This is a genomic window from Caulobacter sp. FG121 (genome assembly GCF_057809815.1).
Genome location: NZ_JBMDKR010000010.1, coordinates 82,690 through 95,634 on the forward strand (window position 1 = coordinate 82,690; position 12,945 = coordinate 95,634).

A 12,945-nucleotide genomic window follows, 5' to 3' on the forward strand; every position below is an offset into this window, starting at 1 on the left:
CGTCTCCTGGACACGCGCCTAAAGGCCGCTTGGGTTTTCGACCCGGCCGCGAGGCTTCTTGACGTCCCAGAAGCGGTTACTTTCGACGGCGCCCGCCGCGGCCAGAGCGTTCACGCAGTTGCCGGACTTGCCGAGGCCGCCCGGATCGTTGCGGCATCGCTCGAGCATCGCCCCTCGCTCATCGGCGTGGGCGAGGTAGTAGGCCTTGTCATGGGCAGGCCCAGCCGGGTTACATCCGGCGAGCGTCAGCGCGACCAGGCCCAAGAATCCGAGCCGGCGCATTACAGATCCCCCGGGTTCTTCACGCGGCTGGCGGGGTGCTGGACGTTCCAGTACCGCTGACTCTCGGCCGCCGCCGCCGCTCGGGCGCCTTGCGCTTGGGCCTCGGCGGTCTGCTGAGCCCGCCCCTGCGTGATCAGGATGGTCTGGAGCTGGGTGAGCTGGGTGCTGAGGCTCGCCAGCAACTGATTGGTCGCCTGTATAGCCGCCGTCTGCCCCGCGGCGTTCTGGGAAGCGGCGACCGCCGCGTTGACGGCCCCGGCGGTCGTCGGCTGCGAGCGAACGATCAGGTTCTGGGTCGCCATGGCCTCTTGGAGGGTCTGGCGGCTGTTGGCCTGCCATCCGGCGAGCGCCTGCCGTGTCTGGGCAAAGCTCATCCCCTTCAGGTCGGTCGGATAGGCCTGCTGAAACTGCTGGGCGAGGTTTTGGCCCTGATAGCCGATGCCCTGCGCGGTCTGGAGAAGCTGCGTCGCCTCGGATGCGATCTGTTGCAGCGGACCCGTGACGTCGACGCCAAGCTTCTGCAGCATGGCCGCCTGGCTGGCGACCTGCTGCTGAAGTTGCGTGATCATCTGGAGCTGTTGCTCCACCTGCTTGATGGCCTGGACGATGGCCTGCGGGTCGATGACAGCGATCTGCGCCTGCGCCGCCGGCGGCGCTGTCGTGCTGAGACCCAGACTGAGGACCGCGACAGCGGCGGTAGTGGCGACAAGCCTACGCATGGCGAGAGTCCTCCGAGGGGGGTGGGGAAGGGGAAGTGACCAGCGGTCCAGAAGCGTCCGCGCGCTCGAAGAGCGGCTCGGTCAGCGCGCGGAACAGGGCCGCGGCGGCGAACAGCACAATCCCGAACACCAGCAGGAAGAAGTTGTGGTGCAGTGGCGTCGCGAAGATCGCGACGAAGCCGGGCGCACAAAGAGCCAGGAACAGTAGCCGCCGACGCCGGCGTGTCCGGGTCCAGCGCGATGGCGCCCGAGACGCAAGACCCGCGAAGGCGTTGATCCAGGGGGCGACGTGAGGCTGGCGGCCAGGATGGGCCTCGGCCGTTTCATCGGGTTGGCGAGGCATGGTCATGCGACCCTCGCCTCGACGAGTTGGTCGCTAAGGTATTTCGCGACGTCCGGGTGTCCGACCGCCGCGAAATAAGCCGGCGCAAACCCGGCCCGCCCGTGCTCCTCAAGGAGCGCCGTAATGAGCTGCTGATCGCCGGGCGAAGAGGCGCCCACAGTCGCCAGGGCCAGGGGTCCAAGGCCCAGCTCGAACAGCCGGTTGCCGGTGCTCGACTGATAGTAATATTCCCGCTTGGGCGTGGCGTTGGCGATGATCCTGACCTGCTGCGCGTTCAGGCCGAACGCCTCGTAGAGCGCCAGGATCTGTGGCGTCTGGGCATCTGGGTTGGGCAGGAAGACCCGGGTCGGGCAGCTCTCGATAAGGGCCGGCGCGATCGACGAGTTGGCGATGTCGGCCAGGCTCTGGGTGGCGAAGACCACGGCGACGTTGAACTTGCGCAGCGTCTTCAGCCACTCGCGGATCTTCGCGGCGAAGGCTCCCCGATCCAGGAAGAGCCAGGCCTCATCGAGGACCAGCAATGTCGGCCGGCCGTCGAACCGCTTCTCGAGGCTGCGGAAAATGTAGGTGAGAACCGGGGCCAGGGCGGCCTTGCTGGTCATCAGGTCCGACATCTCGAAGGTCTGCCACCGGGCGTCCGACGAGAGGTTTTGTTGGGCGTCAAGCAGATGGCCGTGCGGCCCGCTAAGGGTGAAGGGCGCCAAGGCCGCCTTCACTGTGTGATCCTGGATTGTCGCTGCCAGCAACGTCAGGGTGCGCTGTTCACGGGGGCCGGCCGCGAGATTCTTGATCGCGCCCCAGATCTCTTCCTTTACCGGCGGCGTGATCTCCACGCCCTCGGCGGCGACCAGATCCTGCACCCACTCCTGCGCCCAGGCGCGGTCCTCGGCGCCGTCGATCTCCGCCAACGGCTGGAAAGCGAGTTCGCCCTGGTCGCCGCCAAGGTGAAAGAACTGCCCGCCGGTGAGCAGCGTGGCCGCGCGCGAACTGGCGCCTTTGTCGAAGAAGAACACCTGGGCCTCGGGGTAACGAAGCCACTGGGTGGCGATCGTATTGAGCAGCACCGATTTGCCGGCGCCGGTCGGGCCCACCACCATCGTGTGGCCGACGTCGCCTTGGTGCAGGTCGAAGCGGAACGGCGTCGATCCAGCGGTTCGCGTGACCATGAGGGGTGGCTGGCTGCCGGGATGGCCGCGCTTGGCGCACTCGGCGGTGAGGTGTTCATTGCGCGTCGGGCCGGGCCAGATGGCCGACATCGGCATCATGTCGCAAAGGTTCAGGGAAGAGACGAATGGCCGGCGCAAGTCGGCATAGGCCTGCCCCGGCAAACTTCCGAGCCAGGCCTCGACCGCGTTGATGTCCTCGACCTTGCAGACGAAGCCCACCCGGTTGATGGCGCCCTCCACCTCACGAACCCGGTCGGCCAGCCGGTCGGGGTCGCGGTCCATCAGAGTGACGGTCGCGGTGAAGTAGCCGATGGAGGCGAAGTCGCCGCCGAGGATCGCCAGGGCGGCGTCGGCGTCGTCAGTCTTGGCGGCCGCGTCCGGGTCTTCCAGTTGGGAAGGCTCGTGGGTGATGGCCTCCTTGAGCAGGGCCATGACCCCCTTACGCTTGGCGAACCAGCGTTTGCGCAGCGTGGTCACGGCCCGTCGGGCGTCTTCCTTGTCGAGCGGCATATAGCGGCACACCCAGCGATAGCCGACGCCCAGCTCGTTGAGGCGGTCGAGCAGTCCGGGGGACGAGGTCGTCGGGTAGGCGCGCACCGATATCGTGCGGATGAAGCTCTTCCCGAGCCTGGGAAATAGTCCGCCCTGGAAGTCATCGTCGGTGAGGAAGGCGTCGAGATAAGCCGGCGTTTCGGGGGTGCGGACGTAGTGGGGCTTGGTCGAAACGCACCCGTGCAAGTAGGTGAGCGTCTCATCGTCCGAGAGCTCCCGCACGCGGGGCATGATGGCGGTCAGGATATCGACGACCTGACGAACCGTGCCGAGGAAGTCATTGAGGGCGGCGCGATACATCCCAGCTGCGCCGCGGCCGGATGGCGCGTTCTCTAGCAGGAGGCTTTCGGTGGTGGTGACCGCCTCCTCGGGCGGCAGGTAGGTGAGGGTGAGAAAATAGCGGCTCTCGAAGTGCCGTTCCTCCGCCTCGAACGCCGCGCGCCGTTCATCGTCGATGAGGTCGGACACCGGGTCTGGAAACTCGCCGGCCGAGTAGTCCTGGGAGGCCGCACGGAGCGCCTCGATGTGTAAACACCAGCGCGAGCCGAGACGGCGAAGGGCGTTGTTGAGCTGGGCACGGATCGCCACAAGGCTGGCATCGGTCGAACTGGCGAGGTCCGGTCCCCGGAAGCTGAGGGTCTTCTGGAAGCTGCCATCCTTGTTCAGGACGAGGCCGGGGCCGATCAGCGCGACCCAGGGCAGATGGTCGAACAGGCGCTCAGCCTTCGGGCGGTATTCCTTCAAATAGAGCAAAGTGAAGTCTCCTCCGAGAAAGCCGAGTGCCAACATCGGGCTGGCGCCGTTGAGCCAGGACAAAGGGGGAGGGGAGCCCAAACGCGCGGGCCGCCCCGACGAAGACAGGCTGCAGGCCGTCAGGCGTCCCAGTAGGGCTTCTGCCGGATGTGGCGGCCGAGCACGTCGAAGAAGTGGGGGTCGCGCTTGGTTAGCCAGTAGGCGCAGAAGTGGACCGCGAGGCCCAAGGGGATGCCGATCATCGGGACCTGGAGCCCCAGGGCGAGGGTCGCGGTCACGGTGCCGTTCAACACCGCGATCATCCGGGGCACGCCGCCGATGGTCACCGGCTCGGACAGCGAACTGTGGAAGCCGATCTCAAAGCCTTCGATCCGGGATCCCGCCATCCTAAAACACCGCGCCGGCGGTCAGGTTGAAGAAGCTGGTCACGAAGGTCGTCGCCGTGAACGCGATGGCCAGGCCGAACACGATTCCGATGCCTTTGCGCATGGCCGACCCGCCCTCTGCGAAGGCAAAGCCAAGTCCGGTGATGACGATGGCGATCACACCGATCGCCTTCGCCACCGGCCCGGCGAGCGAATTCATGATCGTGGTCAGCGGTCCTTCCCAAGGCATGGCCGTGCCGCTGCCGGCCGCCAAGGCCGGCTCCGCCATCACGAGAGCCGCCCCGACGGCGAGCAGCAGAACAGCCCCCATCGGGTGGCCCAAAGTGATCCAACGACAATTTCTGGAGATGGGTCTCATCACTGGATCCTTCCGTCTCGACAGCCCGTGAAGGCCGGGCCGCCCAACCGTGGGTTGGAGCAGACGGTGGGTCAAGGCCTTTTATTACCTAAAAGGCTCCTAATGTGCTTATTTGTGTAATTTAGAGTTGTGCCAGCAGACGCGGCTGCGGGGTCACTCCGGCGATCAATCAGATCGGCGCGAGCGACAGCTCCATCTCGAAGGGGCCGCCCTCTTTCCCCTACGTAAGGGGCCATTTTTAGGCGGAAGCCCGAGTTCTGTGGGCTGTTGATTCGCCGTGCCAGATGGATCGCCTGAGCCGGGCGGCCGACTTCCCAGACCATCACGTCGTTCGGGTTGATCAAATAGGAATAGGCGGCCGCAACAACCGCGCGACACGCACTGTATGCGTGATCCCGGCACCGGATGGCGCATCGGCGATCGTTAGAGCCGTTCGAGCGAGGCTTTCAGCTTCTCGCCAACGATGGCGGCCTGGGTCTTTAGGGCGGGATTGTCGATGGACTGCATGGATGCGGCGGGATCGATGGCGGCGACCTCTACCCGACCATCATCTGCTTCCTGAACGATGACATTGCAGGGCAACATCAGGCCAACCTTGTCCTCCAGCAACAGGGCTTCGTGGGCCAGGGCTGGGTTGCACGCGCCGAGGATCAGGTAGGGGCGGAACTCGACGCCGATCTTGGTCTTGAGCGTCTGACGGATGTCGATCTCGCTGATGACGCCAAAGCCCTCGTGGGCCAGCGCCGCCTTCACCCTGACGACGGCGTCATCGAAAGGCGCGGCGAGCGTCTTTGAGAAATAGTAGCTCATGGCGGGTCCGATCCGTTGAGGCGAGGCACGCGACCTAGTGCGCCATTCCGCCGCAAAGGCTCTTGTCGGCCATGACCCGCTGCTCGGGGGTCAGGACCCGATAGAGGCCGGTGACCGCCGTCCGGACCTTGTGAAGCGCCTTCAGGTGCTCTTTCATCATCATTTCGTGGTGGGCGAGGCGCTCGGGAAGAGGCTTGGACATCATCATCGCCATCATGCCGTCGCCGCCCATCATGCCGGGCATGCCGCCGGGCTTTATGGGCATCGGCATGGTCATGCCGGCGGGCATGGGGTGCGTGTCGGCCTTCACGGCCGCCGCGAAGGCGTTCGAGGCCCGGAGTTGCCTGTCAGTGATGCTGAGCTCGGTCCTCAGGCCTGACAGGCGCTGCTCGGACAGGCCCATGCAGTGCAACGGCCCCATGCCCATCATTCCATCCATGGCCATCATGCCGCCCTTTGCGGCGGGGGCGGCCGGTGCGGCGGGAGCGGCTGCTGGATCGGCGGCCGGGCCGTGATCACGAGGCGGCGCGGGTTGTTCAGCCGCATAGGCCGAGGTTGCTAACCCGAGGGCGGCGACGAACAGCAGGGGCTTGAAGGACATGGACATGGCGTTTGGCTTTCTGGACCAGGCTGGTCCGATCAGCGCAATATCCACCGACCTGTCCCTGCATCCTTGATCTGTCGCAATCACACCGCCGGGCGTTACGTTCCAGTTTGAGCGAGAGATGGGCGGTCGGACGCCGCTTGGTCTGCCAGATCACCGGTTCATGCGGCGGCTCCGATTCCGGCTTTCGCGCGAATGGGTCATGCGCGTGGATCCAAATTCGCGCCGGACGTTCATCCATGTGGTCCAAAGGGAAGCCTTGGGGACTGAGGTCGGCCTTCCCAGGTTGAGCATGCTGGGAAACACGGGCGGAGAATGACAGTGGAATCCTGGGCCGGAGCCGAGCTGCTGAACAGAGGGTGCTTCTGCATCACGCTTGATCGCAAGGCTCTGCAAAGTTCGCTGGATCGGGAAGCCGGGGCCGCGGGATTCGCGGCGAGCCTGGCTCGCTCTCATCCGCTGCTGTTTTCGAATGTCCCGGTATTCGTGCCGGCCGAGACCATGGCCGAGATGGCGCGGGTGGTGACCGCGGTCGAGGCCGCCGCCCGGTTGCCCGGATACCAGGACGCGGCCCTGGCCTGGGCGCCGGCGATCGCCCAGGCGGAGTTTGGCCCCCTCGGCGCCCTCATGGGCTACGACTTTCACGTCACGCCGGACGGTCCACGGCTGATCGAGGTGAACACAAACGCCGGCGGCGCCTTTCTCAACGCCGTCCTGGCGCGGGCCCAGAGCGCCTGCTGCGCCGAGGTCCTCGCGCCGTTCGATATTCGTCCCTCGGAAGGGTTCGGAGACCGGATCGCCGACATGTTCGTCGCTGAGTGGCGGCGTCAGGGACGACCCGGCCGGCCGGCGACGATCGCCATCATCGACGACCAGCCGGAGGAACAGCATCTCTATCCGGAGTTCCGGCTGGCAAAGGCTTTGCTGGAGTCGCGGGGGTTCAGGGCCATCATCGCCGATCCGGGCGATCTGACCATGACCGGGGGCCGTGTCGCGGTTGGCGGCGAGCCTGTCGATCTCGTCTACAACCGGCTGGTCGACTTCGCCCTCGACGAGCCGCGACACGCGGTGCTGCGGGCCGCCTACCGGGCCGGCGCGGTGGTCGTGACTCCAAATCCGAGGGTCCATGCCCTCCTCGCCGACAAGCGCAATCTGACGCTCCTGTCCGACGCGGACCGCCTCCGGCGCTGGGGGCTCCCGCAAGCTGATATTGAGCTTCTCGACAGCGCCGTACCAAAAACCGTGATCGTCTCGGCCGCCAACGCCGATGACCTCTGGCGGGACCGGCGGCGCCTGTTCTTCAAACCGGCCGGCGGCCACGGCAGCAAGGCCGCCTATCGCGGGGACAAGATCACCCGCGGGGTCTGGGACAGCATTCTGGCGGGCGCCTATGTGGCCCAGACCTTCGCCGCGCCGGGACCGCGGATGATCGAGCACGGAGAGACGCGCTCGGAGCTGAAGGTCGATGTGCGGCTCTACGCCTATTCCGGGGAGGTCTTGTTGGCCGCCGCGCGTCTCTACCAGGGCCAGACCACGAACATGCGAACGCCTGGCGGTGGGTTTGCCCCGGTTCTGGAAGTTCGCGCGGCGCCGACGGCCGTCTGTACCTGAAGAGGCGCAATCCACGCCCGATGGCTGGCCAGATAGGCGCGGGGCCGACGATCGGCCGCCGCGCGCATCTGGCCCGCAAGCCGAACCTCTATTGAGGCGTGGGGGCCGGCGCCGTGGGAGCGCTCGCCGACGTCATCATCGCCGCGCACTTGTCGTGCATGGCTTCCATCTCGGCCTTGGTCTGCGGCTTGCCGCCGGGCCAGGTCGGGGCGCCGGTCTTGTCGCGGCCGTGGTCGTGGGGCGCCTTCGGGGCCATCTGGTCGCCCATGACCGACTTGCACATGTCGTGCATCTGCGCGTCGGTAAGCGGCGCGGCGGCGGCAGGCGTCGCGGCTGTATCGGCCGGGTGGTGGGGATCCTGGGCCAGCGCGGGAGCGGCCATCAGCAAGGCGGCGCTGGCGGCCGCCATCAACATAGTTCTCATTATCGGGCCTCCCTATCGCGCTCAACCAGCGCTGCCCGGTACGACGTGTTCGGCGCGGATCATTACGGGTGGCGGGACGCCAGCGACGCCGCTCGGAGCGTTGGCCGCGCTGTAAGAGTTCGCCATCGGCGACGTCATTCCTCCCTGTTGGTCGTGGGCGCCGTGGCGCCGATGCGGCTCGATTGAAGGGCGGTTTCATGGCTGAGCTTTGGGTCGACCAGTGGAGGCCGGGGTACGGGCCGCTGCGGCGCGACGCGGCGACAGTAGTGCGCATCGAGGCCCTCGCGGCGCGCCTGGTTGAACGCCACGCCTGGCCGGACCGGGAGTCGGTCTACCGGGTTCTCGCCGCCGCCGACCGACTGACCAGCGCAGCGATGTGGGTCGTCGGCCATATGACCTATGCCCGAAAGGTGGACCTGAGCGGTGCACCGCTCCCCGCCGAAGACTTCAAGGCCGCCCCCGAAGGCCACATGGGCGGGTCGCTGAACATGGTCCCGGCCTTCGTGGGCTATCTCGCCGCCAACGTGCTGTCCGGCAAGACGCGGTCCTGGATCATGGGGCAGGGCCACTGCGTGGCGGCGATCGAGGCGGTCAACACCCTGACCGGCGATGTCTCGCCCACGCAGAAGGGTCGCTACGACCGCACCGAGGCCGGCCTCTCGCAGCTGGTCTCCGACTTCTATTCCTACGCCATCGGCGCTGACGGGCACCCCTCCGTTCCCCTCGGCAGCCATGCCGGTCCCAGCACGGCCGGAGCCGTGTCCGAGGGAGGTTATCTGGGGTTCGCCGAAGTCGCCGAGACGGCCTTGCCGTCGCCCTTGTAGGCTCGCTGGGCCAGGACCTGGACGTCCGACGCTGACATCGCCCCCATCGGCTTTCCGGTGGTCGCCGACAGAATGACCGGATCGCCACTGGCGGGTTTCAACGACCACACGGGTCCGCGCGGAGTCGCCTTCAGCTGGGCCTCGACCGGCTGAAGACCGGCCCGCCGGGTGACCTCCGCGACAGGCATCGCCGCATCAATGGCGAGCGGCGAAGGCTTTGCGTCTGCCACATGATGCTCGCTGCGCACCCGTTCGATGGGAATGGCCGTCATCACCACACCCCCGGCGACCCAGAAGAGCACCTGGATGCCGACGATCAGGGCGATCTACTTGTGCAGCTGTATCGACCAACGAAGCATGGCTCACTCATTCAGACAGGGCGCGCGCAGACAGGGCGCGCGACAGGATGCTGGCTCCCGGCTGCGCTCACAATGGCAATGATCACCGCTCTCGGGCGGCAGGTTGAGTCCGGCCCATAGTCAGACGGGCGGCCACGGTCCGGGTCATTCAGATCACCGGCTCGTGCGGCGGTTCTGGCGGAGGTTTGCGCATGAAAGGGTCGTGAGCGCGCATCCAGTTCCGCGCCGGGCGCTCGACCAGATGGTACGTCGCCATGGAAACAACCAGCGTGGCGGCGAAAACGCCGATCCAGGCGAACCAGGCCGCCGCTCCGCTGATCCCGGGCGCGACCCTGTCGAGTGCGTGGAAGTAGGCGATGTCGACCGGCAGGTGGGTCATGTAGACCGAGTAGGAGACCTCGCCGAGGTAGACCAGCCAGGCGGCGCTCATGATCCCGCGCGCACTGCTCTTCGACGCTTCAGCCAGCGAGAAGATCAGCAGGCCGAACGCAGGCCAGATCAGGGCGTCGCTGAGGCCGAGCGATGCGGCGATGATGATCCAGCCAACCGCCGCCGCCGCGCCGCCCAGGGCGAGCCCACGCGGCAGGGAGATCGTCCTGCCGAGTTGATAGAGCGCCGCGCCCAGAAGGAAGGCGGGGATGATGCGGATGAAGCCCAGGCGGGTCACCTCCGATAGCGGCAGGCCGTGGCTTTCCACAGCCCAGAACGTCAGGGCGAACACGCCCAGCGCGACGAGGACCGCCGCCCAGGCCGCCCGCTTGAACGCGAGCACCAACATCGCCGCCGCCGGGAAGGCGAGATAGGCGAACCATTCCGCCGAGATTGACCAGGAGGGGAAGTTCCACTGCACCGAGGGCGTCGTGCCCCAGGCATGAATCAGCAGCAGATGCTGCGGCAGCACCGCCGGGTCGAAGGCGACGGGATCGAAGGTAGCGCCCATCTTCATCCCCACCAGCCAGATGCCGATGGTCGCCGCCAGCGTTACCAGATGGACCGGGTAGATGCGCGACAGCCGCGCCCACAAAAACGAGCCGTAGTTGAACGTCTTCGCCTCCCATCGGGAGAGATAGACGTGGCTGAGGATGAACCCGGACAGGATGAAGAACAGATCCACGCCGAGGTAGCCCTTGGCGACCAGGCCGAGCCGGTCGACATCCAGTCCGAGGTGGTCGCGGAAGTGATAGGCCAGCACCCAGATCGCCGCCACGATCCGCAGCGATGTCAGCGGCCGGATGTCGTTCGGATACATGGCTCGCCCCCGCTCGGCGGCCTTTCCGCAGCGCCGGTCAGGCGCATGGGTCAGGCAGTCCTTGAAGGGCTATACGGCTGGCGGGCGCCGACCCCTCATGATCGGCGCCCCGTCGTTCGCGGACCCTAGAGTTTCACGGCGCGAAGCCTGAGCGCGTTGCCGATGACGCTGACCGAGGACAGCGCCATGGCCGCCGCCGCGATAGCCGGTGAGAGCAGCAGGCCGAAGACCGGGTAGAGAACCCCCGCCGCGATAGGCACGCCGCCGACGTTGTAGATGAAGGCGAAGACCAGGTTCTGGCGAATGTTGCGCATCACCGCTCGCGAGAGCGTCCGTGCTTTCAGGATACCGGTCAGGTCGCCTCCCAACAGGGTCACACCGGCGCTCTCGATGGCCACGTCTGCGCCCGCGCCCATGGCAATGCCGACATCGGCCGCCGCCAGGGCTGGGGCGTCATTGACGCCGTCACCGGCCATGGCCACGACCCGGCCTTCGCCGCGCAGACGCTGGACGACCGAAGCCTTGTCCTGGGGCAGCACTTCGGCCGCGACCTCGGTGATGCCGAGGCGATCGGCGACGGCCCGCGCCGTGGTCTCGTTGTCGCCGGTCATCATGACGATGCGCAGGCCGGCGGCCTTCAGTTCGTCGATCGTCGCCCGCGCGTTGGCCTTGATCGGGTCGGCGATGCCGATGAGGCCGCCGAGGGCGCCATCCAGCGCCACCAGAACCACCGTCGCGCCCTGACGACGCAGGGCGTCGGCCTCCGCCTCGAGGGGCGCGATGTCCGCGCCCTGTTCCTGGACGAAGGATCGGCTGCCGATGGCGATCTTGCGGCCATCCACCACGCCGACGACGCCGCGGCCGACCGGGGAGTCGAAGTCGGTCGCCTCTGCGAGAGAGACGTTTTCGTCCTTCGCCGACCGCAGGATGGCGTCGGCGAGGGGATGTTCGCTGCCGCGCTCAAGACTGGCGGCAAGGCGGAGCAGCTCAAGCCGATCAAGGCCGGACACGGGCTGCAGAGCGGTCACCGCCGGACGGCCTTCGGTGAGGGTGCCGGTTTTGTCGACGACGAGGGTGTCGACCTTCTCGAAGCGTTCGAGGGCCTCGGCGTTCTTGATCAGCACGCCGGCCTGGGCGCCCCGGCCGACCCCAACCATGATCGAGATGGGCGTGGCCAGACCCAGCGCGCAGGGACAGGCGATGATCAGCACCGACACGGCGGCGACGAGGCCATAGCTGAACCGGGGATCGGGTCCGACGATTGCCCAGACCGCGAAGGCGATCACGGCGACGGCGATGACCGCCGGCACGAACCAGCCCGACACCTTGTCCGCCAGACGCTGGATCGGTGCGCGGCTGCGCTGGGCCTGGGCGACCATCTGGACGATCTGCGACAGCAGGGTGTCGGCGCCCACCTTGTCGGCGCGCATGACGAATGACCCGGTCTTGTTGATCGCGCCGCCGATGACGGCCTCTCCGACCGTGCGGGTCACCGGCATGGACTCGCCGGTCACCATGGACTCGTCGAGCGAGGCCCGCCCTTCGACAATCTCGCCATCCACGGGAACCTTCTCGCCCGGGCGCACCCGCAGGCGGTCGCCGACGACGATGAGATCCAGGGTGGCTTCCTCATCGGTCCCGTCCGGGCGGATGCGCCGCGCCGTCTTGGGCGCGAGGTCGAGCAGGGCCTTCAAGGCCCCCGAGGTGCGTTCACGGGCGCCCAGCTCCAGCACCTGCCCAAGCAGGACCAGTGCGGTGATCACCGCCGCCGCCTCGAAATAGACCGGGACACTGCCATCCATGTTGCGGAAGGCGGCGGGGAAGACGCCGGGCGCGGCGACCGCCACCACGCTGTAGGTCCAGGCGACCCCGACGCCCATCGCGATCAGGGTGAACATGTTGAGGTTGCGAGTCTTGAGCGAGGCCCAGCCCCGCTCGAAGAACGGCCATCCTGCCCACAACACCACCGGCGTCGCCAGGGCGAACTGCACCCAGTTGGACAGCTGGCCCGGCATTAGTGCGTGCAGGTTGAAGAGATGGCTGCCCATCTCGATTACGAAGACCGGCAGGCTTAGCGCCACCGCGACCCAGAACCTCCGCGTCATGTCCGCGAGTTCCGGGTTGGGACCGGAGTCGGCCGTGACGGTTTCCGGCTCTAGCGCCATCCCGCAGATCGGACAGGAGCCGGGGCCGACCTGACGGATCTGCGGATGCATGGGGCAGGTGTAAATCGTTCCGGCCGGCGCGGGCGGGGCCTCGGCGCGATCCTTGGACAGGTATTTTTCCGGATCAGCCTGGAACTTCGTCTGGCAACCGGCCGAGCAGAAGTAGTAGTCCGCGCCCGCATGGCTGGCATGGTGCGGCGTGGCCGCGGGATCGACCGTCATCCCGCACACGGGGTCGAGGACGCCGTTCGCCACCTTCGCTTTGCCGGCGCAGCAGCTATGTCCCGCGTGATCTTCGCCGTGTTGATGGTCGGCCATGGTCGCCTCCAGTTGACTTGCC

Annotated in this window: 14 protein-coding genes; 2 read left to right on the plus strand and 12 right to left on the minus strand. The window is 67.0% G+C overall.

The window, feature by feature from the left end:
- Window positions 1–18 precede the first annotated feature (18 nt).
- The 8 genes from ACODSL_RS18800 to ACODSL_RS18835 form a co-directional block, all read right to left on the minus strand.
- Window positions 19–282 (minus strand): EexN family lipoprotein, encoded by a 264-nt coding sequence (locus ACODSL_RS18800; protein ID WP_488902268.1) that lies wholly within the window; start codon window positions 280–282, stop codon window positions 19–21.
- On the minus strand, window positions 282–1,001 hold the full coding sequence (locus tag ACODSL_RS18805; RefSeq protein ID WP_488902269.1) for a TrbJ/VirB5 family protein: 720 nt from the start codon (window positions 999–1,001) through the stop codon (window positions 282–284). Before ACODSL_RS18805 ends, ACODSL_RS18800 begins: the two co-directional genes overlap by 1 nt.
- Window positions 994–1,350 (minus strand): hypothetical protein, encoded by a 357-nt coding sequence (locus tag ACODSL_RS18810; RefSeq protein ID WP_488902270.1) that lies wholly within the window; start codon window positions 1,348–1,350, stop codon window positions 994–996. Before ACODSL_RS18810 ends, ACODSL_RS18805 begins: the two co-directional genes overlap by 8 nt.
- On the minus strand, window positions 1,347–3,815 hold the full coding sequence (gene trbE, locus ACODSL_RS18815) for a conjugal transfer protein TrbE (RefSeq protein ID WP_488902271.1): 2,469 nt from the start codon (window positions 3,813–3,815) through the stop codon (window positions 1,347–1,349). The genes ACODSL_RS18810 and trbE overlap by 4 nt, the downstream gene beginning before the upstream one ends.
- A gap of 119 nt (window positions 3,816–3,934) precedes the next feature.
- Window positions 3,935–4,201 carry a VirB3 family type IV secretion system protein gene (locus tag ACODSL_RS18820; protein WP_488902272.1) on the minus strand — a complete coding sequence of 89 codons (267 nt, stop codon included), beginning with the start codon at window positions 4,199–4,201 and terminating at the stop codon, window positions 3,935–3,937.
- A 1-nt stretch (window position 4,202) separates the two neighbouring features.
- On the minus strand, window positions 4,203–4,511 hold the full coding sequence (locus ACODSL_RS18825) for a TrbC/VirB2 family type IV secretion system protein (RefSeq protein ID WP_488902273.1): 309 nt from the start codon (window positions 4,509–4,511) through the stop codon (window positions 4,203–4,205).
- 471 nt (window positions 4,512–4,982) lie between these two features.
- On the minus strand, window positions 4,983–5,369 hold the full coding sequence (locus ACODSL_RS18830; protein WP_488902274.1) for a DUF302 domain-containing protein: 387 nt from the start codon (window positions 5,367–5,369) through the stop codon (window positions 4,983–4,985).
- 34 nt (window positions 5,370–5,403) lie between these two features.
- Window positions 5,404–5,976: a Spy/CpxP family protein refolding chaperone gene (locus tag ACODSL_RS18835; protein WP_488902275.1), complete on the minus strand. Its 573-nt coding sequence runs from the start codon at window positions 5,974–5,976 to the stop codon at window positions 5,404–5,406.
- Window positions 5,977–6,294: 318 nt separating this feature from the next.
- On the opposite strand from ACODSL_RS18835, the gene ACODSL_RS18840 reads away from it, so the two are divergent.
- Window positions 6,295–7,584 (plus strand): hypothetical protein, encoded by a 1,290-nt coding sequence (locus ACODSL_RS18840; protein ID WP_488902276.1) that lies wholly within the window; start codon window positions 6,295–6,297, stop codon window positions 7,582–7,584.
- Window positions 7,585–7,672: 88 nt separating this feature from the next.
- Here ACODSL_RS18840 and ACODSL_RS18845 read toward each other — a convergent pair whose 3' ends face one another.
- Window positions 7,673–8,008: a hypothetical protein gene (locus tag ACODSL_RS18845; RefSeq protein ID WP_488902277.1), complete on the minus strand. Its 336-nt coding sequence runs from the start codon at window positions 8,006–8,008 to the stop codon at window positions 7,673–7,675.
- A gap of 197 nt (window positions 8,009–8,205) precedes the next feature.
- Here ACODSL_RS18845 and ACODSL_RS18850 point away from each other — a divergent pair, with 197 nt between their 5' ends.
- Window positions 8,206–8,832 (plus strand): phosphoketolase family protein, encoded by a 627-nt coding sequence (locus ACODSL_RS18850; RefSeq protein ID WP_488902278.1) that lies wholly within the window; start codon window positions 8,206–8,208, stop codon window positions 8,830–8,832.
- On the opposite strand, the gene ACODSL_RS18855 is transcribed toward ACODSL_RS18850, so the two are convergent.
- The 3 genes from ACODSL_RS18855 to ACODSL_RS18865 form a co-directional block, all read right to left on the minus strand.
- On the minus strand, window positions 8,781–9,104 hold the full coding sequence (locus ACODSL_RS18855; protein WP_488902279.1) for a hypothetical protein: 324 nt from the start codon (window positions 9,102–9,104) through the stop codon (window positions 8,781–8,783). The genes ACODSL_RS18850 and ACODSL_RS18855 overlap by 52 nt on opposite strands.
- A gap of 235 nt (window positions 9,105–9,339) precedes the next feature.
- Window positions 9,340–10,440 (minus strand): acyltransferase family protein, encoded by a 1,101-nt coding sequence (locus tag ACODSL_RS18860; RefSeq protein WP_488902280.1) that lies wholly within the window; start codon window positions 10,438–10,440, stop codon window positions 9,340–9,342.
- A 125-nt stretch (window positions 10,441–10,565) separates the two neighbouring features.
- Window positions 10,566–12,923, minus strand: a complete 2,358-nt coding sequence (locus ACODSL_RS18865; RefSeq protein ID WP_488902281.1) for a heavy metal translocating P-type ATPase — start codon at window positions 12,921–12,923, stop codon at window positions 10,566–10,568.
- Window positions 12,924–12,945: the final 22 nt, after the last annotated feature.